25 protein-coding genes and 2 pseudogenes are annotated in these 26,149 nt (G+C 64.7%); 24 read left to right on the forward strand and 3 right to left on the reverse strand.

Features of this window, described 5'->3' with window-relative positions:
- The 24 genes and pseudogenes from V6M37_RS18725 to V6M37_RS08785 all read left to right on the forward strand — a co-directional run.
- Positions 1 to 76, forward strand: a 76-nt coding sequence (locus V6M37_RS18725; RefSeq protein WP_442881002.1) for a DUF3470 domain-containing protein, incomplete at its 5' end; no start/stop codon positions are given.
- A 147-nt stretch (positions 77 to 223) separates the two neighbouring features.
- A complete protein-coding gene (locus V6M37_RS08675) occupies positions 224 to 682 on the forward strand; it encodes a CBS domain-containing protein (RefSeq protein WP_332672542.1) in 459 nt (152 codons plus the stop codon).
- 185 nt (positions 683 to 867) lie between these two features.
- A complete protein-coding gene (locus V6M37_RS08680) occupies positions 868 to 2,529 on the forward strand; it encodes an AMP-binding protein (RefSeq protein WP_332672358.1) in 1,662 nt (553 codons plus the stop codon).
- 260 nt (positions 2,530 to 2,789) lie between these two features.
- Positions 2,790 to 2,927, forward strand: a pseudogene (locus V6M37_RS08685) (thiamine pyrophosphate-binding protein); the annotation flags it as partial.
- A pseudogene (locus tag V6M37_RS08690) lies at positions 2,927 to 3,157 on the forward strand (ACT domain-containing protein); the annotation flags it as partial. The pseudogenes V6M37_RS08685 and V6M37_RS08690, both read left to right, overlap by 1 nt.
- Positions 3,158 to 3,262: 105 nt before the next feature.
- Complete coding sequence (gene aroC, locus V6M37_RS08695; RefSeq protein WP_332672360.1) at positions 3,263 to 4,405, forward strand: chorismate synthase; 1,143 nt, start codon at positions 3,263 to 3,265, stop codon at positions 4,403 to 4,405.
- Between the two features lie 60 nt (positions 4,406 to 4,465).
- Positions 4,466 to 5,632, forward strand: a complete 1,167-nt coding sequence (locus V6M37_RS08700; protein ID WP_332672361.1) for an MFS transporter — start codon at positions 4,466 to 4,468, stop codon at positions 5,630 to 5,632.
- Positions 5,629 to 6,444: a M48 family metallopeptidase gene (locus V6M37_RS08705; protein ID WP_332672363.1), complete on the forward strand. Its 816-nt coding sequence runs from the start codon at positions 5,629 to 5,631 to the stop codon at positions 6,442 to 6,444. Before V6M37_RS08700 ends, V6M37_RS08705 begins: the two co-directional genes overlap by 4 nt.
- Before the next feature lie 81 nt (positions 6,445 to 6,525).
- Positions 6,526 to 7,935 (forward strand): 3-isopropylmalate dehydratase large subunit, encoded by a 1,410-nt coding sequence (gene leuC / locus V6M37_RS08710; RefSeq protein ID WP_332672366.1) that lies wholly within the window; start codon positions 6,526 to 6,528, stop codon positions 7,933 to 7,935.
- Positions 7,936 to 8,020: 85 nt separating this feature from the next.
- Positions 8,021 to 8,659: a 3-isopropylmalate dehydratase small subunit gene (gene leuD / locus V6M37_RS08715; RefSeq protein WP_332672367.1), complete on the forward strand. Its 639-nt coding sequence runs from the start codon at positions 8,021 to 8,023 to the stop codon at positions 8,657 to 8,659.
- A 27-nt stretch (positions 8,660 to 8,686) separates the two neighbouring features.
- Positions 8,687 to 9,739: a 3-isopropylmalate dehydrogenase gene (leuB, locus tag V6M37_RS08720; protein WP_332672369.1), complete on the forward strand. Its 1,053-nt coding sequence runs from the start codon at positions 8,687 to 8,689 to the stop codon at positions 9,737 to 9,739.
- A 27-nt stretch (positions 9,740 to 9,766) separates the two neighbouring features.
- Positions 9,767 to 10,900, forward strand: coding sequence for an aspartate-semialdehyde dehydrogenase (gene asd, locus V6M37_RS08725; RefSeq protein ID WP_332672371.1), 1,134 nt, complete (start codon positions 9,767 to 9,769; stop codon positions 10,898 to 10,900).
- A gap of 158 nt (positions 10,901 to 11,058) precedes the next feature.
- Positions 11,059 to 14,040 carry a FimV/HubP family polar landmark protein gene (locus V6M37_RS08730; RefSeq protein WP_332672373.1) on the forward strand — a complete coding sequence of 994 codons (2,982 nt, stop codon included), beginning with the start codon at positions 11,059 to 11,061 and terminating at the stop codon, positions 14,038 to 14,040.
- Between the two features lie 93 nt (positions 14,041 to 14,133).
- Positions 14,134 to 14,697 (forward strand): CbiQ family ECF transporter T component, encoded by a 564-nt coding sequence (locus V6M37_RS08735; protein WP_332672374.1) that lies wholly within the window; start codon positions 14,134 to 14,136, stop codon positions 14,695 to 14,697.
- Positions 14,694 to 15,488 carry a tRNA pseudouridine(38-40) synthase TruA gene (truA, locus tag V6M37_RS08740; protein WP_332672376.1) on the forward strand — a complete coding sequence of 265 codons (795 nt, stop codon included), beginning with the start codon at positions 14,694 to 14,696 and terminating at the stop codon, positions 15,486 to 15,488. The genes V6M37_RS08735 and truA overlap by 4 nt, the downstream gene beginning before the upstream one ends.
- On the forward strand, positions 15,488 to 16,114 hold the full coding sequence (locus V6M37_RS08745) for a phosphoribosylanthranilate isomerase (RefSeq protein ID WP_332672377.1): 627 nt from the start codon (positions 15,488 to 15,490) through the stop codon (positions 16,112 to 16,114). The genes truA and V6M37_RS08745 overlap by 1 nt, the downstream gene beginning before the upstream one ends.
- Positions 16,101 to 17,312, forward strand: a complete 1,212-nt coding sequence (trpB, locus tag V6M37_RS08750) for a tryptophan synthase subunit beta (RefSeq protein WP_332672378.1) — start codon at positions 16,101 to 16,103, stop codon at positions 17,310 to 17,312. Before V6M37_RS08745 ends, trpB begins: the two co-directional genes overlap by 14 nt.
- Before the next feature lie 44 nt (positions 17,313 to 17,356).
- Positions 17,357 to 18,172, forward strand: a complete 816-nt coding sequence (gene trpA / locus V6M37_RS08755; protein WP_332672380.1) for a tryptophan synthase subunit alpha — start codon at positions 17,357 to 17,359, stop codon at positions 18,170 to 18,172.
- On the forward strand, positions 18,169 to 19,038 hold the full coding sequence (gene accD / locus V6M37_RS08760) for an acetyl-CoA carboxylase, carboxyltransferase subunit beta (protein WP_332672382.1): 870 nt from the start codon (positions 18,169 to 18,171) through the stop codon (positions 19,036 to 19,038). Before trpA ends, accD begins: the two co-directional genes overlap by 4 nt.
- A gap of 12 nt (positions 19,039 to 19,050) precedes the next feature.
- A complete protein-coding gene (gene folC / locus V6M37_RS08765) occupies positions 19,051 to 20,328 on the forward strand; it encodes a bifunctional tetrahydrofolate synthase/dihydrofolate synthase (RefSeq protein ID WP_332672383.1) in 1,278 nt (425 codons plus the stop codon).
- Positions 20,329 to 20,337: 9 nt separating this feature from the next.
- On the forward strand, positions 20,338 to 21,012 hold the full coding sequence (locus V6M37_RS08770; protein WP_332672384.1) for an SPOR domain-containing protein: 675 nt from the start codon (positions 20,338 to 20,340) through the stop codon (positions 21,010 to 21,012).
- Positions 21,013 to 21,033: 21 nt separating this feature from the next.
- Positions 21,034 to 21,525, forward strand: a complete 492-nt coding sequence (locus V6M37_RS08775) for a CvpA family protein (RefSeq protein WP_332672387.1) — start codon at positions 21,034 to 21,036, stop codon at positions 21,523 to 21,525.
- A 10-nt stretch (positions 21,526 to 21,535) separates the two neighbouring features.
- Positions 21,536 to 23,062 carry an amidophosphoribosyltransferase gene (purF, locus tag V6M37_RS08780; RefSeq protein ID WP_332672388.1) on the forward strand — a complete coding sequence of 509 codons (1,527 nt, stop codon included), beginning with the start codon at positions 21,536 to 21,538 and terminating at the stop codon, positions 23,060 to 23,062.
- Positions 23,052 to 24,245: an O-succinylhomoserine sulfhydrylase gene (locus V6M37_RS08785; RefSeq protein ID WP_332672389.1), complete on the forward strand. Its 1,194-nt coding sequence runs from the start codon at positions 23,052 to 23,054 to the stop codon at positions 24,243 to 24,245. Before purF ends, V6M37_RS08785 begins: the two co-directional genes overlap by 11 nt.
- Before the next feature lie 23 nt (positions 24,246 to 24,268).
- Here V6M37_RS08785 and V6M37_RS08790 read toward each other — a convergent pair whose 3' ends face one another.
- From V6M37_RS08790 to V6M37_RS08800, 3 genes are read right to left on the reverse strand one after another with little or no spacing between them, the layout of a single operon-like run.
- Entirely contained in the window at positions 24,269 to 25,024 is a 756-nt protein-coding gene (locus V6M37_RS08790; RefSeq protein WP_332672390.1) for a UDP-2,3-diacylglucosamine diphosphatase, read from the reverse strand.
- Between the two features lie 19 nt (positions 25,025 to 25,043).
- A complete protein-coding gene (locus V6M37_RS08795) occupies positions 25,044 to 25,538 on the reverse strand; it encodes a peptidylprolyl isomerase (protein WP_332672391.1) in 495 nt (164 codons plus the stop codon).
- Between the two features lie 16 nt (positions 25,539 to 25,554).
- Positions 25,555 to 26,136, reverse strand: coding sequence for a peptidylprolyl isomerase (locus V6M37_RS08800; protein ID WP_332672393.1), 582 nt, complete (start codon positions 26,134 to 26,136; stop codon positions 25,555 to 25,557).
- Positions 26,137 to 26,149 lie beyond the last annotated feature (13 nt).

Raw genomic sequence — 26,149 nt, forward strand, 5'->3', positions numbered from 1 at the left:
CGAGCGCAAGGATCCGCTTCCGGATGCCGAGGAGTGGGCCAAGCGCACGGACAAACTCGACAAGCTCGAGAGATAGGCATCCCGGTCCGCGCGACGCTTTCGGAACCGTCGGATGAAGTTCGGACAGCGGCAAAGGGTGGGCTCGAACGACGGTCCGGAGCCTTTTCGCACTTACACCGATGCACTAACATGGCGCACACATGAATACAAGAAGGGGCGTGACATGCTGGTAAGCGAAATTCTCGCAATCAAGGGCAAGGTTCTCTACACGGTCGGGCCTGCCAAGAGTATGGGCGAAGCCGTTGCCATCATGACCGAGCAGGACGTCGGATCGCTGGTCGTGTTCTCGCAGGGGCAGATGATCGGCATGCTCACGTTCCGCGAGGTGCTGCGCGCAGTCCACAAGGGCGGGGCAGCGTGGTCGGAAATGACCGTGGAAGAAGCGATGTTGTCCGGACCGCTGTCCGCATCACCGAACATGGAAATGGACGAGTTGCGGCGGCAGATGGTCGATCATCACCAGCGCTATCTGCCAGTGATGGATGGACATACGCTGCTCGGCGTCGTGTCTTTTCATGACGTCGCGAAGGCCGTGCTCGAAGAGCAGAGTTTCGAGAACCGCATGCTGAAGAATTACATTCGCAACTGGCCCCTCGAGGCGGGCGAAACCGAAGAACAGTAAGCGACAGACCACGTTGTTCTTTCATTTTCCGCCACCGGCCGGGAAGAAAGCTCGGGAACAAGAGCGCCATCCGAATCGCCGGCGGAACGAGCAGGTTGGAAGCCGGCGGCTAGCTTCTGCCGTCGTGATGCACGAGGAGTCGTAGCCGGAGGCGCATCGGCGGCGTTTTCCAACGCGAGGACATCGTGGACAAGATCTGGCTTCAGAGCTATCCGCGCGGTATACCGGCCGACATCGATGTAAACGAATTCGGCTCGCTTGGCGACCTGTTCACGCGGAGCGTGAAGCGGTTCGGAGACCGGACGGCCTACATCAACATGGGCAAGGCGCTTACGTATTCGGACGTCGACCGCCTGTCCGCGGCGTTTGCCGGCTTCCTGCAGGGCGTACTCAAGCTCCCGAAAGGCGCCCGCGTCGCATTGATGATGCCGAACGTCCTGCAGTACCCGATCGCGATGTTCGGCGCGCTCAGGGTCGGCTACACCGTCGTCAACGTCAATCCGCTTTATACCGCGCGTGAACTCGAGCACCAGCTCCGGGATTCGGGCGCTAATACGGTCGTCGTCGTCGAAAACTTCGCCAGCACGCTCGAGCAGGTGTTGGCGAAGGTCGACGTTCGAAACGTGATCGTAACGAGCCTCGGCGAAATGCTCGGATTTCCGAAAAGCCTGCTCGTCGATTTCGTGGTTCGCCGGATCAGGAAGCTGGTGCCGAACTGGAAAATTCCCGGGTATATCGGTTTTTCGACCGCGCTGTCGCAAGGAGCGGCTGTCCCCCTCAAAGCGGTTGAGGTGACTCACGACGACATCGCTTATCTGCAATATACCGGCGGCACCACGGGCGTGGCCAAGGGTGCTGTCCTCACCCATCGCAATATCATCGCGAACCTTCAACAAGCGCATGCGTGGATCAAGCCCTTCCTGAAGGACGAGGAGCTCATCATCACCGCGTTGCCGCTCTATCACATCTTTTCGCTGACCGCTAATTGCCTGACGTTTTTCAAGATCGGCGCGACGAACGTTCTCATCACGAACCCCCGCGACATTCCGGGTTTCGTGAAAGAGCTGGGAAAGTACAGATTCACCGCGATTACGGGCGTCAATACGCTGTTCAATGCGCTATTGAACAACCCGGACTTCGCACGGCTCGATTTCTCACGGCTTCACATTACCCTCGGCGGAGGCATGGCCGTGCAGCAGGCGGTCGCGGAGCGGTGGCGCCAGGTTACCGGGAAGTCGCTCGTCGAAGCGTACGGCCTGACCGAAACTTCGCCCGCCGTGACGATCAACCCGCTCGATCTGCCGGCCTTCAATCACTCGATCGGCTTGCCGGTGCCGTCGACGGACATCAGCATCCGCGGCGACGGAAGCGAGGTCCTTCCGGGGCAGCCCGGCGAATTGTGCGTTCGTGGCCCCCAAGTGATGCGCGAATACTGGAACCGGCCGGACGACACCGCGAACGCATTCACGCCCGACGGCTTCCTGCGCACGGGCGACATCGCGACTATCGACGAGAAGGGTTATCTCAGAATCGTCGATCGCAAGAAGGACATGATCCTCGTCTCCGGCTTCAATGTATTCCCGAACGAAGTGGAGGACGTGATCGCGAGCCATCCGGGTGTGCTCGAGGTCGCGGCGATCGGGGTGCCCTACGAGCGTACGGGCGAGACGGTCAAGGTCTTCGTCGTGAGAAGAGACCCGTCGTTGACGAAGGAGCAGGTGATCGCTCATTGCCGGACGAATCTGTCGGCATACAAGGTGCCGCACTTCGTCGAATTTCGTGATGAATTGCCGAAGACGAACGTCGGCAAGATTCTTCGACGCGCGCTGCGGGACGGCCAGGCCTGATCGTGGAACCCGCTTGTCTTCCGTTCCGGGCCGTAGTTAGAATGCAGCACGTTACCTCGTGCGTGATGCAATGAAGCGTCTTCCCCTTTCCCTCGTCGTAGTGCTGTCGGTACGCGTAGTTGTAGGCGTAGGCAGGCGCGCGTCTTAGGGCAAGGACACAGGGCAACACCGAATCCAACCCCCGCCGGCGCGAGTCCGGCGGGGGTTTTGTTTTTTGTGCCGCCGGTTCTTGCTCCGAATGTGATCGAAAGGAGAAAGAAATGACGCAGATGACCGGCGCCGAACTGATTCTGCGCTTACTCGAACGACAAGGCGTGCGCACCGTCAGCGGCATCCCGGGCGGAGCGATCCTGCCGTTCTACGATGCGCTGGGCGCCCGCCCGCCGATCCGGCATGTGTCATGAGCCACATCTGCAATCTTTTCGCGCGGCGCGCGTTCAACGTCGAGGGGATCCTGTGCATGGCGATCCCCGATACGAGCCGCAGCCGGATCTGGCTGCTCGTGTTCGAGGATCAGCGCCTGGAACAAATGGTGCTGCAGCTCGAAAAGCTCGTCGATGTGCGGTCCGTTCGGCGTCATGGCGCTGAGCATGAGGTATTCGAACGCCTGGAGAAATTCTTCCGCTAATCGGGACGTGACGGGGGCATTGGCGGAAATGGCGCCGGAAGGAGCGGTTCCCCGCTGTGTTAGACTTCCGGCCTTCTCCTGTCTCCGTTTTCAGTCGAGATTCCGATGTCGGGCAATACGTTAGGCAAGCTCTTCTGCGTCTCCTCCTTCGGTGAATCTCACGGACCGGCGATCGGATGCGTCGTCGACGGGTGTCCGCCGGGGCTTGCGATTTCGGCTGCCGAAATCCAGGTCGAACTCGACCGGCGCAAGCCGGGCACGTCGCGGCATGTAACGCAGCGGCGCGAACCCGACGAAGTCGAGATCCTGTCCGGGGTTTTCGAAGGCGTGACGACGGGCACGCCGATCGCGCTGCTGATCCGCAACCAGGACCAGCGCTCGCGCGATTACGGAAACATCGCGGAAACCTTCCGCCCTGGCCATGCGGATTATGCGTACTGGCAGAAGTACGGCATCCGGGATCATCGTGGCGGGGGTCGCTCCTCGGCGCGCGAAACGGCGGTGCGGGTCGCAGCGGGCGCGATTGCACGGAAATGGCTGCACCGGCAGCACGGCATCGTCATTCGGGGTTTCATGTCGCAGCTCGGGCCGATCGAGATCCCCTTTGTCGACTGGGACGAGGTGGACCGCAATCCGTTCTTCGCGCCGAACGCCGGCATTGTTCCCGAGCTCGAGACCTACATGGACGAGCTGCGCAAGTCGGGCGATTCGGTCGGGGCCCGGGTGGACGTGGTTGCGACCGGGGTTCCGGTCGGCTGGGGCGAACCGGTGTACGACCGGCTGGACGCCGACATCGCCTACGCGATGATGGGTATCAACGCGGTGAAAGGCGTCGAGATCGGCGCCGGGTTCGAGAGCGTCGCGCAGCGCGGGACCGAACACTCGGACGAGATGACGCCAGCGGGATTTCTTTCGAACAATGCGGGCGGTGTGCTCGGCGGTATCTCGACCGGTCAGGACGTGCTCGTGAGTCTCGCAATCAAGCCGACGTCGAGCATCCGCCTTGACCGGCGTTCGATCGACAAGGAGGGCGAAGCGGCGGTGGTGAATACCCAAGGCCGCCATGACCCTTGCGTCGGCATCCGCGCGACCCCGATCGCGGAGGCGATGCTCGCGCTGATCCTGATGGATCATGCGTTGCGCCATCGCGCGCAGTGTGGCGACGTGGACTGTCCGACGCCGAAGATCGCGAGGCTTGCCCCGGAAGGCCTGCAGCGGGTTCCCGCGCCGAAACGCTCGGCGTCGTGAAGCTGCTTCGGCGTCCTTGCCGGCAGCGCGGCCCCGCGGGGCGCGCATAGGGCCCGGAATGTGCTCGGCTTCCCGTATTGGCGCCTGTCCGCCTATTACTTCTTCTATTTCGGCTTCGTCGGCGCGTTCTCGCCGTACTTCACCCTCTACCTTCAGGCGATTGACCTCACTGCCACCGACATCGCGATCCTGATGTCGCTGATGCAGGTCATGCGCGTCGTCGCGCCGAACATGTGGGGCTGGCTCGCGGAACATTTCGGACGCCGGCTCTTGATCATCCGTCTGTCGGCGATCGCGAGCCTCGCGGGCTTCGCGGTGTTCTTCGTCACGACCGAATTCGCCGGGCTGTTCGTCGCGATGGCGGCGATGGCGTTCTTCTGGAGCGCCGCGCTCCCGCTTGCCGAAAGCCTTACGTTCGCGCACCTCGATAGCGATGCGAGCCGCTACGGCAGCGTCCGCGTGTGGGGTTCGATCGGCTTCATCGTCGCGGTTCTCGCGATCGGCTACCTGCTCGATTTCATGCCGATCGACACGGTGCTGTGGATCAACATGCTGGTGTTCGTCGGTATCGCGATCTGCGCGTTCGCCTTGCCGGAGGCGGCGAGGCCGCCCCTGCATCGGGAGGGGGCGAGCATGCGGGAGACGCTGCGGCGTCCGGAAGTGCGGGCGCTCCTCGGCGCGTGCTTCTTCATGTCGGCGGCGCACGGCGCGCTTTACGTGTTCTATTCGATCTTTCTGGTCGATCACGGTTACGACAAGTCCTTCGTCGGCTGGATGTGGACGCTCGGCGTGCTCGCGGAAATCGCCGTGTTCATGCTGATGCCGCGTCTGATGCGGCGGTTTTCGATGCGCGGCATCCTGATTCTCGCGTTCGCCTGCGCGGCGTTGCGCTTCGCGCTGATCGGCTGGGGCGTCGACTCCCTGACGCTGCTCGTGATCGCTCAGCTGATGCACGGTGCGACTTTCGGCGCCTACCACGCCGCCGCGATCGCCGCGGTGAATCAGTGGTTCCCCGGCAAGCTCCAGTCGCGGGGACAGGCGCTTTACGGGAGTCTGTCGTTCGGCGCCGGCGGGATGTTGGGTGGGCTGTTGAGCGGATTCACGTGGGAGACGATCGGTCCGGCCTGGACCTATACTCTCGGCTCGGCTTTCGCGCTCGGCGGACTGGTCTGGCTGGTCCGCGGGTGGCGGCCGGAACTTGCAGCGAACGGGGGAAGGGCAGCGTGAGAAATCGTTGGAGACGAAATGCGGCCGCGCTGATCGTGGCGCTCGCCGTCGTCGGATGCCAGACCGTGCAGACCACGCGCGGCGGAGCGGTCGGTGTCGATCGTGGGCAGATGATGATGGTCTCGGCGGCGGAGATCGAGCAGGCCTCCAGCAAGCAGTACCACGAGGTGCTGGCCGACGCGCGCGCGAAGAATCGGCTCAATCTCGATCCGGCCCAGCTCGCGCGCGTTCGCGCGATCTCGAACCGGCTGATCCCGCAAGCGACGACGTTCCGCCCGGACGCCGGCGGCTGGCAATGGGAAGTCAACGTCCTCGAATCGGACGAGCTCAATGCGTGGTGCATGGCCGGGGGCAAGATGGCGATCTACTCGGGGCTGATCGAGCAACTGAAACTGACCGATGACGAGGTCGCCGCGGTGATGGGCCACGAGATCGCGCACGCGTTGCGGGAACATGTGCGCGAGCAGGTCTCGAAGTCGATGGCGACCGGGCTCGGCCTGTCGGTCGCCGGGGCCTTGCTCGGCGTGGGCCAGGCAGGGCAGGAGCTAATGAATATGGTCGGCAAGGTCACGTTCGAGTTGCCGAATTCCCGGCTGCATGAGGTCGAGGCCGACCGGATCGGCGTCGAACTGGCAGCGCGGGCGGGCTACGACCCGCGAGCCGCAGTCGGCCTGTGGGACAAGATGGCGGCACGGGCCGACGGCGCGCCGCCGCAGTGGCTGTCGACGCACCCCGCGCATGCGAATCGCCAGAAGGATCTCGCCGAATACGCCGCCCGCGTAATGCCGCTCTACGAAGCCGCCCGGCGCTGACGGATCCCGCGCCGCTCGTGCTATTCAGGCTGCGCCCCCTGTGAAATAATCGATCTCTTTTCTTTCCGCGGAATCTCTTGGATGGAAGCCAAAACGCTGTACGAAAAGCTCTGGTCCAGTCATGTCGTGCGCCAGGAGGCCGACGGCACGGCGCTCATCTACATCGATCGCCATCTGATCCATGAAGTGACCAGCCCGCAGGCGTTCGAGGGGCTGAAGCTGTCCGGACGCAAGCCGTGGCGGGTGAGTTCGATCGTCGCGACCGCCGATCACAATACGCCGACCGACCACTGGGAGCGCGGCATTCTCGATCCGGTTTCGCGCCAGCAGGTCGAGACGCTGGACACGAACATCCGCGAAGTCGGCGCGCTCGCGTACTTTCCGTTCAAGGATGCCCGCCAGGGCATCGTCCACGTGATCGGGCCGGAGAACGGCGCGACCTTGCCCGGAATGACTGTTGTCTGCGGCGACTCGCACACCTCGACGCACGGTGCGTTCGCGTGCCTCGCCCACGGGATCGGCACATCGGAAGTCGAGCACGTGCTCGCGACCCAATGCCTGCTGCAGAAGCCCTCGAAGACGATGCTCGTGAAAGTCGACGGCGACCTCGGCCGCGGCGTCTCGGCGAAGGACATCGCGCTCGCGATCATCGGCCGCATCGGCACCGCCGGCGGCACCGGTTATGCGATCGAGTTCGGCGGCAGCGCGATCCGCCCGCTGTCGATGGAAGGCCGCATGACGATCTGCAACATGGCGATCGAGGCGGGTGCCCGCGCGGGTCTGGTCGCCGTCGACGAAACTACGATCGAGTACCTGCGCGACAAGCCGCTCGCCCCGAAAGGCGACGCGTGGGAAAAGGCGGTCGCGTACTGGCGTACGCTGAAAACCGACGAAGGCGCGAAATTCGACAAGGTCGTCGAACTCGACGCCGCGGCGATCGAACCGCAGGTGACGTGGGGCACGTCGCCCGAGATGGTCGACACCATATCCGGGTGTGTCCCGGACCCCGCCGACATGGCCGACCCGGTGAGGCGCGAGGGCGTCGAGCGGGCGCTGAAGTACATGGGCCTCACGCCGAACACGCCGATCAACGAGATTCCGGTCGACCAGGTGTTCATCGGATCCTGTACGAATTCGCGCATCGAGGACCTGCGGGAAGCCGCGGCCATCGCGAAGGGGCGAAGGAAGGCCGCGAGCGTCAAGCGCGTGCTCGTCGTTCCCGGTTCGGGACTCGTCAAGCGCCAGGCCGAGGCCGAGGGGCTGCACGAGATCTTTCTGGCGGCGGGCTTCGAGTGGCGCGAGCCGGGCTGTTCGATGTGTCTCGCGATGAACGCCGACCGGCTCGAGCCGGGCGAGCACTGCGCGTCCACGTCGAATCGCAATTTCGAAGGGCGGCAAGGCGCTGGCGGGCGCACTCACCTCGTCAGTCCGGCGATGGCCGCGGCGGCCGCCGTGGCCGGGCACTTCGTCGACGTGCGCCAATTCGGCTGATCTGTGCCGGGGCGGCCCGAAGTGCCGCGCCGAGCGTGTGGATATTGAGAAAGGGTGGCGTCGTCGCCATCGGAGGTAGTGAAACGTGAATCCCTTTACCGTCCTCAACGGCCTGGTCGCTCCGCTCGACCGCGCGAACGTCGACACCGACGCAATCATCCCGAAGCAGTTCCTGAAGTCGATCAAGCGCAGCGGCTTCGGACCGAATCTGTTCGACGAGTGGCGCTACCTTGATCTGGGGGAGCCCGGGAAGGACAACACGAACCGGCCGCCGAACCCCGACTTCGTGCTCAACCGGCCGCGCTACGAAGGCGCGCAGATCCTGCTGACACGTGACAACTTCGGTTGCGGCAGCTCGCGCGAGCACGCACCGTGGGCGCTCGAGGACTACGGCTTCCGCGTCCTGATCGGGACGAGCTTTGCCGACATCTTCTTCAACAACTGCTTCAAGAACGGCCTGCTGCCGATCGTGCTCGGCGCCGAGCAGGTCGACGAACTCTTCCGGCAGTGCGTCGCGAACGACGGCTTCCGGCTGAAGGCGGACCTCGCGGCCCAGACGATCACGACGCCGGACGGAAAGACGATCGGATTTGACGTCGATCCGTTCCGCAAGGAATGCCTGCTGAACGGCTGGGACGACATCGGGCTGACCTTGCGGCACGCCGACGAGATCCGCGCGTTCGAAGCGAAGCGCCGCACCGAACACCCCTATTACTTCGCCTGAAGGCGAGGCTCCAACAGAGGATTGCTGATGAAGATTTGTGTTCTGCCGGGCGACGGCATCGGTCCGGAAATCATGGCCGAGGCCGTGCGCGTGCTCCGCGCGCTGGACCTGAAGTTCGAGATGGAAGAGGCGCTGCTCGGCGGTGCCGCGGTCGATGCCACCGGCGACCCTTACCCGGAAGCGACGCGCAAGCTCGCCCGCGAGGCGGACGCGGTGCTGCTCGGCGCGGTCGGTGGGCCGAAATGGGACGTACTGCCGCGCGAGCAGCGCCCGGAGCGCGGTCTTCTCGGCATCCGCAAGGACCTCGGCCTGTTCGCGAATCTGCGCCCCGCGATCCTGTACCCGGAACTCGCGAACGCCTCGACGCTGAAGCCCGAGATCGTCGCGGGGCTCGACATCCTGATCGTGCGTGAGCTTACCGGCGACATCTACTTCGGCCAGCCGCGCGGCATCGAAACGCGCAACGGCGAGCGCTTCGGCTTCAACACGATGCACTACACGGAGTCGGAAATCCGTCGCATCGGACGCGTCGCATTCGAGGCCGCGAGGAAGCGCGCCCAGCGCCTGTGCTCGGTCGACAAGATGAACGTGCTGGAGACGACGCAATTGTGGCGCGATGTGATGATCGAACTCGCGGGCGAGTACCCCGACGTCGAGTTGAGTCACATGCTGGTCGACAACGCCGCGATGCAGCTCGTGCGCGCGCCGAAGCAATTCGACGTGATGGTCACCGGCAACATGTTCGGCGACATCCTGTCCGACGAGGCCTCGATGCTGACGGGTTCGATCGGCATGCTGCCGTCCGCGTCGCTCGACGCCGACAACAAGGGTCTCTACGAGCCTTCGCACGGTTCGGCGCCCGACATCGCGGGCAAGGGCGTCGCGAATCCGCTTGCGACGATCCTCTCGGCGGCAATGATGTTGCGCTACACGTTCGGTCGCGAGGACGCCGCGACGCGTGTCGAGAACGCGGTCAAGACGGTACTCGCACAGGGCTTCCGCACCGGCGACATTTTCGAACCGGGTACGACGAAGGTCGGGACGAAGCAAATGGGCGATGCCGTGCTGGCAGCGCTCTGAGATTTTCGGTAATTCGAGGTAATCGCGATGAACAAGGTAGGTCTGGTCGGTTGGCGCGGGATGGTCGGTTCCGTGCTCATGCAGCGGATGGTCGAAGAGGGCGATTTCGCTCATATCGATCCGGTCTATTTCTCCACGTCGGCCGCCGGCGGCGCTGCGCCCGTATTCGGCGGCAAGGAAGCGTCGCTGCCGCTGCAGGACGCGATGAACATCGACATGCTGCGGCAAATGGACATCGTCATCACCTGCCAGGGCGGGGACTACACGAAGGCGGTGTATCCGAAGCTGCGCGCGACCGGGTGGACCGGCCACTGGATCGACGCCGCGAGCGCGCTGCGGATGGAAGACAACGCCGTGATCATTCTCGATCCGGTCAACATGCACGTCATCAAGGATGCGCTCGCGAAGGGCGGGCGCGACTGGATCGGCGGCAACTGCACGGTATCGCTGATGCTGATGGGCCTGGGCGGGCTCTTCAAGCACGGCCTGGTAGAGTGGATTTCGGCGATGACCTACCAGGCCGCGTCGGGGGCCGGTGCGCAGAACATGCGCGAATTGCTCTCGCAGATGGGCACGCTGCACGACGCGGTGAAGGCGGAACTCGCCGACCCGGCATCGGCGATTCTCGAAATTGACCGCAAGGTCGCCGAGACGATGCGGTCGGCCGCGTTCCCGACGAAGAACTTCCGCGGTGTGCCCCTCGCCGGCAGTCTGATCCCGTGGATCGACGTGCCGGTCGAGAACGGCCAGTCGAAGGAGGAATGGAAGGGCGGCGCCGAGTGCAACAAAATCCTCGGCAACGCGCCGTTCCGGACCGCGGGCAGCATCCCGATCGACGGACTGTGCGTCCGCATCGGCGCGATGCGCTGCCATTCTCAGGCGCTCACTATCAAGTTGCGCAAGGACGTGCCGTTAGACGAGGTCAGCGAGATCATCGGCACGGCGAACGACTGGGTCAAGGTCGTTCCGAACGAGCGTGAAATCACCGAGCGGGAGCTGACGCCGACGGCTGTGACCGGCACGCTGTCCGTTCCGGTCGGCCGCCTCCACAAGATGGCGATGGGCCCGGAATATCTCGGCGCCTTCACGGTCGGCGACCAGCTGCTGTGGGGCGCGGCCGAGCCGCTGAGGCGAATGCTGCGGATCTTGCTGTCGCAGTGATATCGGCCTTTGGGGAGCGTGTCGTCCGCTTCCCGCCGGGCGGTTTCGCACGGATTCGACTCGTCGGCTGCCGGCGGACGAGGAGTGCGGAACCGCTTCGGCGAAGAAAGAATTGCTGCGGGAATTGAAACAAGATGTTAGATTGCGGTGCCCGACGGATGCCCAGACAGCATCGGTTACGCCGTGTTCCACGCAGCCTGGCGCCCTCATCGAGGGGTGCGGATGATATGACAGCTATCAAGACCTCGCTCAAGGCTTCCCTGATCGCGACGGCGATCGCAACACTTCCCTTCAGTACCCATGCTGCGGGCCTCGGTGCCATTAGCGTTCTGAGCGGCCTCGGTCAGCCGCTCCGCGCCGAGATCGAACTGAACGCGACGCCCCAGGAACTGGAGTCGCTCAGTGCCCGGATTGCATCGACGGAAGCCTTTCGTCAGGCCAACCTTCCGTATTCACCCGTAATGGCTGCATTGCGGCTCGCCGTCGAAAAGCGCGGCGGCAGCGCTGTCGTGCGGATTTCCAGCGACCGTCCGCTGAACGATCCCTTCGTCGACCTGCTCCTCGAACTTGACTGGGCTTCGGGCCGCCTGATTCGCGAATATACGTTCCTGCTCGATCCGGTGCCGTTGAATGCACCGGTGCCCGTGGCTGCCCAGGTGGCGGCGCCTTCGGCGGCGCCCGCGGCATCAGGCCGCCCCAGGCCTTCGGTCGCGCCGTCGCCGCGGGCCGCGGCGCAATCGGCTCCCGATCGCTACGAGGTACGGCGTGGGGACACGCTGCACAGTGTCGCGGACGCACATCGGTCGCCGACCGCAAGCCTCGATCAGATGCTGATCGCGCTTTTCCGCGACAATCCGGATGCGTTCGACGGGGGCAATATCAACCGCCTGCGCGCGGGCGTGATCCTGAACGTCCCAGCCGAGCAGGAGGTCTTCGCGGTCGAGCCGGCGCAGGCGCGGCGCGAGGTCATCGCGCACTCGGCGGATTTCGAGGCGTATCGAAAACGCCTCGCAGGGGTCTCCGCCTCGCGGGCCGCAAGCGTCGACCCCGAATCCTCGCGAGCCGATGCCGGCACCATCGTTCCGAAGATCGACGAAGGCGCACGGTCGGGCGCGAATGGCGACAGGGTGGAGGTCTCGGCGGCGACAGACTCGCCGGCGCAGCCGACGACAGGCGACCGCGCCCGGCTGGCCCGTCTGCAGGCGTTGGAAGAGGAACTCGTCGCGCGCGACAAGGCGCTCGAGGAGGCGAATAACCGGCTCGCCGCACTCGAGGCGAGTATTCGCGAGATGCAGCAACTCCTCGAACTGCGCAATCAGGGGCTCGGACAGTTGCAGCAACAGGCCGCCCAAGCGACGGCCGCGGCGGGCGCGAATCCCCCCGCAAAGCCGGCGGAAGCGGGCGCGCCGAACGCAGAGGCCGAACGGCAGGCCGCGGGAACGCAGCCGGCCCCGAAAGCGGAAACTCCGACGGCGCCGACTCCTGCGCCGGTTCCGGTCGAGCAACCGGGTTTTTTCGACGAGTTGCTGCAGGATCCCAAGATGCTCGCCGGTGGAGGCGGGATTCTCGCCTTGCTCCTCGGCTACGTCGGGCTGAAGGCACGGGAGCGCCGCAAGGGCGCGATGGTCGCCGCGAACGGGCAGATGACGCGGGTGGACCTGCTGCCGGTCACGAATTCGGTGTTCGGCGCAACCGGTGGACAAAACGTCAATACCAGCGATACCAGCATCATCCACACCGATTTCAGCCAGTCGGGACTTTCGGCGATCGATGCTGACGAAGGCGTGGACCCGGTCGCCGAGGCCGACGTCTATATGGCGTACGGCCGCGACGCTCAGGCCGAGGAAATTCTCCTCGACGCGCTGAAGGCCGATTCGTCCCGTTCGGCGATCTTCCTCAAGTTGCTCGAGATTTACGCGCAGCGGAAGAACCTCAAGCAGTTCGAGGCGACGGCGTCGGATCTTTACGCGCGCACCGGCGGAGAGGGGAGCGACTGGCAAAAGGCCGCCGAAATGGGGCGCCGCATCGATCCCGCGAATCCCTTGTACGGGGCCTCGGTCGCGCGGGCGGCTGGCGCAGCGACTGAAACGGGCGCTTTGCGCCCGGAGCCCGGCAACCGTTCGCTTCAGGAAACTGTTGCCGGCCTGGCTGTGCTCGCGGCAGCGACTGCTGCGGACTCGGAAGCGGACGACACCAAGCTCGATAGCGTCCGTCCGGATCTGGATTTCACGTCCGCCGCCGATGCGTCCGCTGACGGGCAACCGAAGGACGGATTCGGCGCTCGCGAGGGCGGTTCTACCGCTTTGCAGATCGATTCGTTGGATATGCCGATGACGGACGGAACCGGGTTTTCGGATCCGGAGCCGGTCATCGAGGCTTTGCCGGAGATCGACGCGGCCGCGCTCGATTTCGACCTCGATGCAGGCCTCGGGCTCGACGTCGATTTCCCCGGCCTTGCGGACGCTCCGGACGCCACGTCCGAAACGGGCGCTCCGGTCCTGCAGGACGGCGTCGCGGATGGTCTCGAACTCGATCTCGACATCGCCGATGAGCCTGCTCCCGCGACGGTCGCATCGATGAATGAAACGATCATCGGAGACGGATCCGACTTTGTTCGTCCTGACCAAAGTCTGGAGTTCGATCTGAATGAGGAAATCTGCCAGGTGGAGTCTGAAAGCCCGCTCGCGGATTTCGATCTCGACGGCGCAGCTGCGACGGAAACGCTCGCGTCCGAGGAGCGCGACGGCGGCGTCGCCGATCTCGAGAAGACGACGTTCGACAGCAGCCTGCTCGATTTCGACTTCAATCTGGAAGACGCAACGCCGACGACCGCGGAGGAGCCAGCGGCGTTCGACCTCTCCCGCACCGCTCCCGACCTCGAGCCGGGCAGCGCCGACGAAGGCGGGCAAGCGGAGGCGCCGATCGAAGTCATGGATATCTCGACCGAGCTGCCGCGGGTTGCCGTCGAGGAGTTGAACGAGGACGCGCTGCAGGAAGTCGACACCAAACTCGAGCTCGCGCGTGCATACGATGAAATGGGTGACAAGGATGGGGCGCGCGAATTGATCGAGGAAGTGCTTCGGGAAGGCGCCCCGGATCAGCAAGCTGCCGGACGTCGGCTGCTGGAGCGCCTTGGCTAACGCTCGCGCCCGGTTTCACCGATCCGAAGGCCGCCCTGACAACGGGCGGCCTGTCGTTTTATGCACTCGGGATTTCTGATCCTCGCGTGGGGGATGTCGGTTCTCGGTCTGCAGGCGCTGTCCGGTCCGGCACTCGCGCTCGCGGTGCTCGGATGCGCGCTGGCGGCGCGTATTCTTGCGCCGTCGCGGACCCGGCGTCTGCTCAAGCGGGTGCGGTTCCTGCTGATTGCGATCGTGGTTTTCTTCGCTTGGTTCACCCCCGGCGAAGCGCTTCTGGTCGCTATCCCGGTGATCAGCCCGAGTAGCGAGGGGGTGATGTTCGCGATGCAGCACGCGGGTCGTTTGCTTGGTGTCGTATGTTGTGTCGCGATATTGCTCGAACGGCTGTCGGTGAGCCGTCTTGTGACGGGGCTGTACGCGCTGTTGCGGCCGTTCGAGGCCGTGGGGCTGCCTGCGCGGGGGCTCGCGGTGCGCCTGTTGCTCGTCATGCAGTACGTGGAGTCGGCGTCGCCTCGCGGCTGGCGCGACTGGCTCGACGATGAAAGCGACTCCGAACTGCAGACGATCCAGCTCGGACGAGAACGGCTGGGAATGATGGAGGCGGGGATCACGGTCGTCGGGATCGCTGTGCTGGTCGTACTGGGATTCGTGCGATGAGGATCGTTCTGGGGATCGAGTATGCCGGCAACGCGTTCGAGGGTTGGCAGAGCCAGGCGCACGGGCGCACGGTGCAGGATCATCTCGAAGCGGGCATCGCCCGGATCGCCGATCACCCGGTGCGCCTTCATTGCGCCGGCCGCACTGACACGGGCGTTCACGCGACCGCGCAGGTCGTTCATTTCGACACCGATTCGTGCAGGCCTCTGTCCGGCTGGGTGCGCGGGGTCAACAGCCGGCTGACGGTGCCCGTCGTCGTCCGCTGGGCACTCGAGGCGAACGACGGTTTCCACGCGAGGTTCTGTGCGGTTTCACGACGTTATCGCTACATCCTTCATAACGTGCCGGTCAAGCCGGCGCTGCTCGCCGGGCGCGTGGGCTGGTTTCATCCTCCTCTCGACGAGGTCGCAATGGCCGAGGCGGCGCGATGCCTTGAAGGGTGGCACGATTTTTCCGCCTTCCGTGCGGCCGGTTGCCAAGCGAAATCCCCGCTCAAGTTGATGCACGAGGCGCGCGTTCAGCGCGACGGGGACTACGTGGTCTTCGATTTCCACGCGAACGCGTTTCTTCACCATATGGTGCGCAACCTCGTCGGTGCCCTCGTCTACGTCGGAAAGGGCCGTTACCCTGTGGAATGGCTGGCCGAAGTGCTCGCAGCGCGCAATCGCAGCCTCGCGGGCCTAACCTTCCCCGCCGACGGGTTGTATCTGTGTGGCGTCGAGTACGGCCGGCACTGGTCGCTGCCGAGCGAAGGGCGTATCATTGCCGTTCCGCGTATTCCTTTCGTCTAGTGTCCCGCACTCGTGTCAAGATCTGCGGCCTGACGCGCCATGAGGACGTCGAGGCTGCGGTCGAGGCCGGCGCCGATGCCATCGGCCTCGTCTTCTATCCGCCCAGTCCCCGTTTCGTGTCATTCGAACTCGCCGCCGAGCTGGCTTCGCGGGTACCGCCGTTCGTCTCGACGGTCGGATTGTTCGTCAATCCGGATCCGGCGTTCGTATCCGAGGCGCTCGCGCGCGTCCCCCTCCAGTTTCTCCAGTTCCACGGCGACGAGAGCGAAGCGGATTGCGCCCGCTTCGGCCGCAACTGGATCAAGGCCGTGCGGATGCGGACGGGAATCGATCTGCTAGAATTCGCGGCTTGTCATCGCGCCGCCTCCGGGCTGCTGCTCGACGCCTTCGTCGAAGGCTATGGCGGTGGTGGCAAGCAGTTCGATTGGTCCCTGATTCCCGAGGGCGGGCTCGACACACCCCTGATCCTCTCCGGCGGACTCGACCCGGACAACGTTGCCGAGGCGGTACGCCGCGTGAGGCCGTGGGCGGTCGACGTGTCCAGTGGTGTGGAGTCGGGCAAGGGCATCAAGGACGCGGCGCGCATCGCCGCGTTCATCGCTGGAGTTCGACATGCAGATGGCTGAATCCCCTTACCATTTTCCCGACTCGAGCGGACATTTCGGTCCCTACGGGGGTGTTTTCGTTGCCGAGACGCTGATTCCGGCGCTCGCGGAGTTGCGTGCGGCCTACGAGGAATGCCGCAACGACGCGGCTTTCCGGGCCGAGTTCGAGTACGAGCTCAAGCATTACGTCGGGCGCCCCAGTCCGATCTATCACGCCCGGCGCTGGTCGGAACTTCTCGGCGGGGCGCAGATTTTCCTCAAGCGCGAAGATCTGAACCATACCGGCGCGCACAAGGTGAACAACTGCATCGGCCAGGCGCTCGTTGCCCGCCGAATGGGCAAGCCGCGCGTCATCGCCGAAACCGGCGCCGGCCAGCACGGTGTCGCCACGGCGACGGTCGCGGCGCGCTACGGCATGGAATGTGTCGTGTATATGGGGTCCGAGGACGTGCGGCGGCAGGCCGCCAACGTGTATCGGATGAAGCTGCTCGGCGCAACCGTCGTTCCCGTCGAATCCGGGTCGAAAACCCTGAAAGACGCGCTCAACGAGGCGATGCGCGACTGGGTCACGAACGTCCATGACACCTTCTACATCATCGGCACCGTGGCCGGCCCGCATCCATATCCGGTGATGGTGCGCGACTTCCAGGCCGTCATCGGGCAGGAATCCCTCATCCAGATGCCGGAGATGACCGGCCGCCAGCCGGATTACGTGATCGCCTGCGTGGGCGGCGGCTCCAACGCGATGGGCATTTTCCATCCCTACCTCGACGTGCCGGACGTCCGTCTCGTCGGAGTCGAGGCGGCGGGGTCGGGTCTCGAGACGGGGATGCATGCGGCCAGCCTCACCGCGGGCAGACCGGGTGTGCTGCATGGCAACCGGACTTATCTCCTGCAGGACGAGGACGGCCAGATTATCGAGACGCATTCGATCTCGGCGGGTCTCGACTATCCCGGTGTCGGGCCCGAGCATGCGTGGCTGAAGGATAGCGGCAAGGCGGAGTATGTCTGCGTCACCGACCTCGAGGCGTTGAAGGCGTTCCACGACCTGTGCCGGCTCGAAGGCATCATTCCGGCGCTCGAATCGTCCCATGCGCTCGCGCACGCGGCGCGGCTCGCGCCGACGTTGCCGAAAGACAAGATCCTGCTCGTCAATCTTTCCGGGCGCGGCGACAAGGACATGCACACCGTCGCCGAAAAGTCCGGCATCCAGTTCTGAGAGCCCAGCGGAACGAGCCCGTTCCGCGTTCCCTTACGGCGAATATGTCAAAAATCCAGTCTACTTTTCAGCGCCTGCAGGCTTCCGGGCGGCGGGCCCTGATTCCCTTCATCACTGCGGGCGATCCGTCGCCCGATCTGACGTTGCCATTGATGAACGCACTAGTCGAAGGCGGCGCCGACATCATCGAACTGGGTGTGCCGTTCTCCGACCCGATGGCCGATGGCCCGACGATCCAGCGCGCATCCGAGCGGGCGCTCGCGAACGGCATGAGCCTGCGCAAGGTGCTGCAGATCGTGCGCGAGTTCCGCGCCGGCAATGCCGACACGCCGGTCGTTCTGATGGGGTACGCGAATCCGGTCGAGGCGATGGGCGTTTCCGCTTTCATCGCGGCCGCGCGGGAAGCGGGCGTCGACGGCGTGTTGATCGTCGATTACCCGCCCGAGGAATGCGAGCAGTTCGCGGCGGTCGCGAAGAGCGCCGGTCTCGATCCCATCTTTCTGCTTGCGCCGACGTCAACCGAACAGCGGTTCGACGACGTCGCGGCGATCGGCAGCGGTTATATCTATTACGTCTCACTGAAGGGCGTCACCGGTGCCGCGACCCTCGATTTCGACGAGGTCGCGGCCCGCATTCCCCGGATCCGCGCGAAGGTCGGCATGCCGGTCGGCGTCGGTTTCGGCATTCGTGATGCGGCTTCGGCGCGGCGCATCGGCGAGGTTGCCGACGCGGTCGTGATCGGTAGCCGCATCATCGAGGAGATCGAGCGAAGCCCGCGCGATCGGGTGGCCGAAAATGTCAGAGCCTTCGTCGCGCAGGTCCGTTCGGCGCTCGACGAACTGCAGGGAGCGGTCAAATGAGCTGGCTTCAGAAACTGCTGCCGCCGAAGATCAAGCGCGCCGAGTCGGCGGCGAGGAAATCCATTCCCGAAGGGCTCTGGAGCAAGTGCGCTGCGTGCGAAGCGGTCCTCTATCGGTCGGACCTCGAAAGCAACCAGATGGTCTGCCCGAAGTGCGGCCATCATCAGCGCGTGCGAGCCCGTACGCGGCTGGACCTGCTGCTCGACGCCGAAGGTCGTTTCGAAATCGGCGCCGAGGTCGTGCCGGTCGATCCGTTGAAATTCAAGGACTCGCGCCGCTACACCGAGCGGCTGTCGGCGGCGAACGACGATACCGCGGAAGCGGACGCAATGGTGGTCATGCAGGGGGCGATCCTGACGGTCCCGGTCGTCGTCGCGTGTTTCGAGTTCGACTTTCTCGGCGGTTCGATGGGGTCGGTCGTCGGCGAGCGTTTCGTGCGCGGGGCGAAGGCGGCGCTCGATCAGCGTCTGCCGTTCATCTGCATCACCGCGACGGGCGGCGCGCGGATGCAGGAAGGCTTGTTTTCGCTGATGCAGATGGCGAAGACCACGGCTTCGATCACCCAGCTGTCGCAACGCAAGCTGCCGTTCATCACGCTGCTGACCGATCCGACAATGGGCGGCGTGTCCGCGAGCTTCGCGTTCATGGGTGACGTCGTCATCGCCGAGCCGGGCGCGCTGATCGGCTTCGCCGGGCCGCGCGTCATCGAGCAGACGGTGCGCGAGACGCTCCCCGAAGGCTTCCAGCGCTCGGAGTTCCTGCTCGAAAAGGGCGCGATCGACATGATCGTTGACCGGCGTGAGCTGCGCACCAAGCTCGCCGAGCTGCTCACTCTGCTGACTCGTCAGCCGGCGATCGGCGTCTGACCGGCTGCCGTGATGAGCTATCCGGAGACGCTGGACGGTTGGCTGGACCTGCTGGAGAGCCGAGGGGGGGCATCGATCCGCCTCGGTCTCGAGCGCGTCGCCGCCGTTCGGCAGGCACTGAATGCGTCCAGCGACGCGCTGATCATCACGGTGGGTGGAACCAACGGCAAAGGATCCACTTGCGCGATGCTCGAGGCGGTCCTGATTGCCGCGGGTTATCGGGTGGGCTGCTACACGTCGCCGCACCTGTTGCGCTACAACGAGCGGGTGCGGGTCGACGGCCGAGAACTCGACGATGCGGCCCTCGTCGCGGCGTTCTTCGCAGTCGAGCAAGCGCGCGGCGACGCCCCGCTGACGTACTTCGAACAGGGGACGCTCGCTGCCTGGCACGCGTTCTGTCGGCAGCCGCTCGATGTGATCATCCTCGAAGTCGGGCTCGGCGGACGTCTCGACGCGGTCAATGTCTTCGATGCCGACTGCGCGATCGTGACCAGCGTCGCGATGGATCACATGGATTATCTGGGCGGGACGCGCGAAGAAATCGCGTTCGAGAAGGCCGGAATCTTCCGCCCCGGCCGTCCGGCAATCTGCTCCGATCCGCTGGCGCCCCAGTCGCTCGTTGCGCACGCGCGGGAAATCGGTGCCGATCTCAAGCTCGTCGGCGAGGATTTCGGGTTTTCCGGCGACCGAACGCAGTGGGTGTGGTGGCATCGCAACGGAACGCGGCGCGGTGGCCTCGCCTATCCCGCGCTTCGCGGCGCGAATCAGCTGCTCAATGCTGCGGCGGTGCTGATGGCGCTCGAGTGCGTCCGCGATCGGCTTCCGGTGTCGATGCAGGCGGTACGCGAAGGAATGCTGCTCGTCGAATTGCCCGGCCGGTTCCAGGTCTTGCCGGGGCGGCCTTCCGTGGTTCTGGACGTCGCCCACAATCCCCAGGCGGCGGGTGTCCTTGCCGAGAACCTGTCGAACATGGGCTATTTCCCGGAGACCTGGGCGGTCCTCGGAATGCTGGCCGACAAGGAGGTGGAAGAGGTCTTCCGCCTGATTGCAGGCCGCGTCGACCACTGGTTCCTCGCCGGACTTCCCGGACCACGCGGGCTGTCCGCGCCTGCGCTCGCCGAGCGTCTGCGGAGCGCAGGCATGACCGGTGACGTGCAGTGTTTCGACGGTCCGACGGAGGCGTTCGCCGCGGCGCAAAAAAGCGCGGGCGAGGGTGATAGAATCGTCGCCTTCGGTTCATTCCTCACAGTGGCGGAAGTACTCCGCGCGGTTCGCTCCGCCCGCCGCTGAGGTTTTCGCGTGACGGAAAACGACAATCTCGAACTCAAGAAGCGGTCCCGGCGCAGGCTGGTCGGCGCCGCCGCGCTCGCGTTGCTCGCCGCGATCATTCTGCCGATGGTGATGGATCAGGAACCGGGCACGCCGGCTCAGGACATCCAGATCACGATTCCCGACCGGGAAGCCGACACTGCGCTCGCGCGACCGATCGCCAACCGCACGGCACCGGTATCCGCCCCGCAGATCGCTGCGCTGCCCGACGAGCAACCGGCATTGGCTGCGCCCGAAGCGGAAGTGCCGATTCCGCCGAGCGAAGACGATGTTCCGCCCCCCGCGCCGCGCGCCGCGGTGACATCGAAAGCTCCCGCAACCCCCGCAGCGGCGCCTGAACGCGCTCCGGTGCCCCCGACTCCCGTCGTCAAGGACGACGGCGGCCGCGCGATCGCACTGCTCGAGGGAAAAAGCCCGGGGGCCGCCAACGAATCCTTCGTCGTGCAGGTCGGCGCTTTCAGCGAGGCGAGCAAGGCGAACGCGATCGGCTCGGATCTGAAGAAGCGCGGATTTACGGCATACACCGAGAAGACTGGCACCGTCACACGTGTTCGCGTCGGCCCGTTCGCGAGCCGCGAGGACGCGGAAAAGATTGCGATCCGGTTGCGCGACAGTGGCATGAAGGGTGTCGTGGTACCGCGGTGAAGCAACACGTCCGGCATATTCGTGACCGCATTTGACTACGTTTTCCTCGGCGTGCTCGCGCTTTCCGCCGCCGTCGGCATGTGGCGGGGGTTGGTCAGCGAGGTGATCGCGATGCTGGCGTGGGTGCTGGCGGCGTTCGCGGCTTGGCGCTACTCGGGCGAGGTCGCTGATTTGCTCTCGGGCGTTATTTCGGAGCCGGCCTGGCGCCCGGTGGCCGGGTTCGCACTGATTTTCGTTGCAGTACTGTTGCTGGCGGCGCTGCTGCGCTTCCTGCTGCGGGAACTGTTGAAGGCTGTGGGACTCGGAGCAGCAGACCGCGTGTTCGGCGCCGTTTTCGGGCTCGCCCGCGGACTCGCGATCGCGTTCGCGGTTGTGCTCCTCGGAGGACTGGTGGGGCTGGCGCGCGAGCCGTGGTGGGCAAACGCGATCTTCTCGCCCCCATTGGAAACGGCGGTCATTTCCGCCAAACCCTGGCTCCCTGATGCGGTAGCCGCCCGGATTCGTTACAGATAGGTGCCATTCAATGTGCGGAATTCTTGGGGTCGTCGCGACCTCGCCGGTCAATCAGTTGCTCTATGACGGTCTTCAGGTGCTGCAGCACCGCGGGCAGGATGCTGCAGGGATCGCCACTTCGGAAGGTGGGCGATTTTTCATGCACAAGGGACCGGGACTCGTTCGCGATGTTTTCCGCACCCGCAACATGCGCAATCTGGTCGGCAACTGGGGCATCGGCCATGTGCGTTACCCGACCGCCGGGTCGGCGTGCAATCCGGCCGAAGCGCAGCCGTTTTACGTGAATTCCCCGTTCGGGCTGCTGCTCGCGCATAACGGCAATCTGACGAACTCGGACGAGCTCAAGCGCGAGATGTTCCTGTCCGATCTCCGCCACATCAACACCGGCTCGGATTCGGAAGTGCTCCTGAACGTGCTTGCCCACGAACTGCAGGCCGCAGCCAACGGGTTCAAGCTCGACGAGGAGGCGGTCTTTCGCGCCGTCGCGGGCGTTCATCGTCGCTGCAGGGGCGCATACGCGGCAGTGGTGATGATTGCGGGCTACGGCCTGCTCGCCTTCCGCGACCCCTTCGGTATCCGGCCGCTCGTGATCGGGCGCAACGACGGCGGCGAAGCGCAGGAGTGGCTCGTCGCGTCCGAGTCGGTGGCGATGGACGTGCTCGGATACCGCATGATGCGCGATGTCGCCCCCGGCGAGGCGATTCTGATCAAGATCGACGGAACGTTCCACAGCCGTCAGTGCGCGGAGACGACCGTCGAAGCGCCTTGCATGTTCGAGTTCGTCTATCTCGCCCGGCCGGATTCGATCATCGACGGCGTGTCGGTCTACGAGTCCCGCGTGAAGATGGGCGAATTTCTCGCGGACAAGCTCAGGCGCCTGCATCCACACGTGGAAGTGGACGTCGTGATCCCGATTCCGGACTCCAGCCGGCCTTCCGCGATGGAAATGGCGCACCGGCTCGGGCTGCCCTACCGCGAGGGTTTCGTGAAGAACCGGTATATCGGCCGGACTTTCATCATGCCTGGGCAGGCCGTGCGCCGTAAGTCGGTGCGGCAGAAACTTAACACGATTCCGCAGGAATTCAGGGGCAAGAAGGTCCTGCTCGTGGATGATTCGATCGTCCGTGGCACGACGAGCCGTGAGATCGTGACGATGGCTCGCGAGGCCGGGGCCGAGAAGGTTTATCTGGCGTCCGCCGCGCCGCCGGTACGCTACGCGAACGTCTACGGCATCGACATGCCGACGCGTGGCGAGCTGATCGCCGCGAACCGCGAGGAGGAAGAAATCTGCCGCGAGATCGGCGCCGACGGCTTGATCTACCAGGATCTCGCCGATCTGAAGGCCGCTGTCCGGGCGGTGAATCCGGCGATCAACTTCTTCGAAACCTCGTGCTTCGACGGTTGCTACGTGACCGGCGACATCACCGCGGAGTATCTCAGCGGCGTCGAAAACCAGCGCGGAGTGAGCAAGGGCTCGGGTGAGGACAGTGACGCGGGCCAACTCGATCTGAACCTGGTGGCGAGCCATGACAATTGAGCCGACGACGAATCCCACCGACGCTGCCCAGTTCGACACGCTCGCGGTCCGCGCGGGCACTGCGCGCAGCCAGTTCAACGAGCACAGCGAGGCGCTGTACCTGACCTCGAGCTTCGTGTTCGGGAGCGCGGCGCAAGCCGCAGCGCGATTCTCCGGCGAGGAGCCGGGGAACGTCTATTCGCGTTTCTCGAATCCGACGGTGACCGCGATGCAGGAACGGCTCGCGGCGCTCGAAGGCGCCGAAAGCTGCGTGGCGACCGCTTCGGGGATGTCGGCGATTCTGGCGCTCGCGATGTCGCTGCTGCAGGCGGGCGATCACGTGGTCGCGTCGATGGGCCTTTTCGGCGCGACCCAGCAGCTGTTCGGCAACATCCTGTCGAAATTCGGAATCGAAACCACCTTCGTGCCGGCGACGGATCCTGCGGCGTGGCGCAACGCGGTGAACGCGCGCACCCGCCTGTTCTTCGTGGAAACGCCTTCGAATCCGTTGATGGAAGTCATCGACATTGCGGCGGTCGCCGACATCGCGCACGCCGCCGGCGCGCTGCTCGCGGTCGACAACTGCTTCTGCACCCCCGTTTTGCAACGCCCGCTCGAACTCGGAGCGGACGTAATCGTGCATTCAGCGACGAAATACCTGGACGGCCAGGGTCGGGTGCTCGGCGGTGCGGTCGCCGGCAAAAAGGCGATCCTCGACGAGGTCTTCAAGTTCCTTCGCACCGCGGGACCGAGCATTTCGCCGTTCAACGCCTGGGTGATCCTGAAGGGACTCGAGACCTTGCGGATCCGCATGGAAGCGCAGTCGGCGAGCGCGCTGGAACTCGCGCGCTGGCTCGAACAGCAGCCGGGGGTCGAACGTGTGTATTACCCCGGGTTGGCGTCCCATCCGCAGCACGAGTTGGCAATGCGCCAACAGCGAGCCGGAGGCGCAATCGTCAGCTTCGCTGTGACTGGAGGGCGGGAAGCCGCGTGGAAGGTCGTCGACGCGACGCGGATGATCTCGATCACCGCGAACCTGGGGGATACGAAGACGACGATCACGCACCCGGCCTCGACAACGCACGGTCGCATCTCCGCGGAAGCCCGCGCCGCGGCCGGAATCGGGGAGGGGCTGCTGCGGGTCGCAGTGGGTCTGGAGGCGCTTTCGGATATCCGGGACGACCTCGCGCGCGGCTTCCTATAGTTGAGCGCGGCGGGACGGGCCAGTCAGTCCCCGTCGGGCGACGCGTAGCGGAGCATTTTTGTGCCGGACGCGTCCCAGCGGATGTAGGGCGCGTCGTTGTGCCAGTCTTCGAGGACCCAGCGTTCGCAATGGCGTCCATCGATGCGCAGCACGTGGTGTGCGGGACGGTGGGTATGCCCGTGCAGCAAGGCCGGGTAAGCGTGCTTGCGCAGGAGCGCTTCGACCGCCGACGGATTCACATCCATGATCTCGGTCGCTTTCACCTGCTTGGCGGCTTCGCTTTGCTGGCGAAGCTCTTCGATGATCTGCTTGCGTTCGGCAAGCGGCCGGTTCAGGAAGGCCGATTGCCAGGCGGGATCGCGGACTTGCTTCCGGTAGGCCTGATACGCCTGGTCGTCAGTGCACAGCGCGTCGCCGTGAGTCAGCAGAACACGTTGTCCGGCGATCTCGATCAGCGTCGGATCGGGGAGGAGTTCGATCTGTGCCGCGCGCGCAAACGCCTCCCCGAGCAGAAAGTCGCGGTTGCCCGCGAGAAAATAGACCGGTACTCCAGCCGCGGCAAGGTCCGCGAGCGCGTCCCGGACGGTCCGGTTGAGCGGCGCGTCGAGGTCGTCGTCGCCCGCCCAGTATTCGAACAGGTCACCGAGGATGTAGAGCGCCTCCGCAGACCGTGCGGGTCCCCGAAGGAAACTCAGAAAAACGCGCAGCGCCTGGGGCTGCGCCTCGCTCAAGTGCAGGTCGGAGATGAACAGGGCCGACGCCGGCCGATGTTTCCGCATTCGCGCCGGTCTGCGCTGCTCAGACGATCTCGGCGCGCTGGATAATGACGTCCTCGACCGGGACGTCCTGATGGAAGCCGCTCGAACCGGTCTTTACGGAACGGATCGTATTCACGATCTCCATTCCGTCAGTCACGCGGCCGAATACGCAGTAACCCCAGCCTTGGGTGTCGGGCGAGCGAAAATCGAGGAAATCGTTGTCGGCGACGTTGATGAAGAACTGAGCTGTCGCCGAGTGGGGCGCCTGGGTGCGCGCCATCGCGATCGTCCCGGTGACGTTCTTGAGCCCGTTGTCGGCTTCGTTCTGGATCGGATCCAGCGTCGGTTTTTGCCCCATGCCCGGCTCGAAGCCGCCGCCCTGGATCATGAAGCCCTTGATCACGCGATGAAAAAGCGTGTTGTCGTAGTGTCCCGAAGCGACGTACGCGAGAAAGTTCTTTACCGTTTCCGGAGCCTTCTCGGAATCCAGTTCGAGAGTGATCGTGCCGTGATTGGTGTGAAGCTTGACTGCCATGAGAGGCTCCTGTGGGTTATTTCCTGGCTTTTTCGTCTGCCGCCGCTTCGATGACCCGGACCGACTCGATCGTCACCGGTTGCTGGGGGACGTCGGGCATGCCCTTCGATACTCCGGTCTTGACGCGCCCGATCTTCTGGACGACGTCGAACCCCTGCTTGACCTTGCCGAAGACCGCATAACCCCATCCGTCGCGGGACGGATAGTCGAGGAAGCGGTTGTCGACGAGGTTGATGTAGAACTGCGAACTCGCCGAGTGCGGATCCGCGGTGCGCGCCATCGCGATCGCTCCGGCTTCGTTGCGCAACCCGTTGCGCGCTTCGTTCTCGATCGGTGCGCGCGTCGGCTTCTCGTTCATCGCACTGTCGAAACCGCCGCCCTGGATCATGAAACCGTCGATGACGCGATGGAACACGGTGCCGTCGTAGTGCCCGCTCTTTACGTATTCGAGGAAATTGGCGACCGACTTCGGTGCCTTGTCGGCGAACAGTTCGAGGACGACCGTTCCCTGGTTGGTGCGCATTTCAACGACCGGGTTTGCCGCTCCGGCCAACGTCGCCCACGCAAACAGGAACAGAGAGACGATAAGACGCTTCATGGTTCGGGTGTCC

The organism is Aromatoleum sp. (genome assembly GCF_036675785.1).
In the GTDB taxonomy this organism is placed as follows: domain Bacteria; phylum Pseudomonadota; class Gammaproteobacteria; order Burkholderiales; family Rhodocyclaceae; genus Aromatoleum.

Coding starts and splice junctions, on each gene's coding strand:
- aroC (WP_332672360.1), top strand. CDS start 3,263: ATGTCGGGCAATACGTTAGGCAAGCTCTTCTGCGTCTCCTCCTTCGGT.
- V6M37_RS08675 (WP_332672542.1), top strand. CDS start 224: ATGCTGGTAAGCGAAATTCTCGCAATCAAGGGCAAGGTTCTCTACACG.
- V6M37_RS08790 (WP_332672390.1), bottom strand. CDS start 25,024: ATGCGGAAACATCGGCCGGCGTCGGCCCTGTTCATCTCCGACCTGCAC.
- accD (WP_332672382.1), top strand. CDS start 18,169: ATGAGCTGGCTTCAGAAACTGCTGCCGCCGAAGATCAAGCGCGCCGAG.
- V6M37_RS08795 (WP_332672391.1), bottom strand. CDS start 25,538: ATGGCAGTCAAGCTTCACACCAATCACGGCACGATCACTCTCGAACTG.
- V6M37_RS08735 (WP_332672374.1), top strand. CDS start 14,134: ATGTCGGTTCTCGGTCTGCAGGCGCTGTCCGGTCCGGCACTCGCGCTC.
- folC (WP_332672383.1), top strand. CDS start 19,051: ATGAGCTATCCGGAGACGCTGGACGGTTGGCTGGACCTGCTGGAGAGC.
- trpA (WP_332672380.1), top strand. CDS start 17,357: ATGTCAAAAATCCAGTCTACTTTTCAGCGCCTGCAGGCTTCCGGGCGG.
- leuC (WP_332672366.1), top strand. CDS start 6,526: ATGGAAGCCAAAACGCTGTACGAAAAGCTCTGGTCCAGTCATGTCGTG.
- purF (WP_332672388.1), top strand. CDS start 21,536: ATGTGCGGAATTCTTGGGGTCGTCGCGACCTCGCCGGTCAATCAGTTG.
- leuB (WP_332672369.1), top strand. CDS start 8,687: ATGAAGATTTGTGTTCTGCCGGGCGACGGCATCGGTCCGGAAATCATG.
- V6M37_RS08730 (WP_332672373.1), top strand. CDS start 11,059: ATGCCCAGACAGCATCGGTTACGCCGTGTTCCACGCAGCCTGGCGCCC.
- asd (WP_332672371.1), top strand. CDS start 9,767: ATGAACAAGGTAGGTCTGGTCGGTTGGCGCGGGATGGTCGGTTCCGTG.
- trpB (WP_332672378.1), top strand. CDS start 16,101: ATGCAGATGGCTGAATCCCCTTACCATTTTCCCGACTCGAGCGGACAT.
- truA (WP_332672376.1), top strand. CDS start 14,694: ATGAGGATCGTTCTGGGGATCGAGTATGCCGGCAACGCGTTCGAGGGT.
- V6M37_RS08785 (WP_332672389.1), top strand. CDS start 23,052: ATGACAATTGAGCCGACGACGAATCCCACCGACGCTGCCCAGTTCGAC.
- V6M37_RS08800 (WP_332672393.1), bottom strand. CDS start 26,136: ATGAAGCGTCTTATCGTCTCTCTGTTCCTGTTTGCGTGGGCGACGTTG.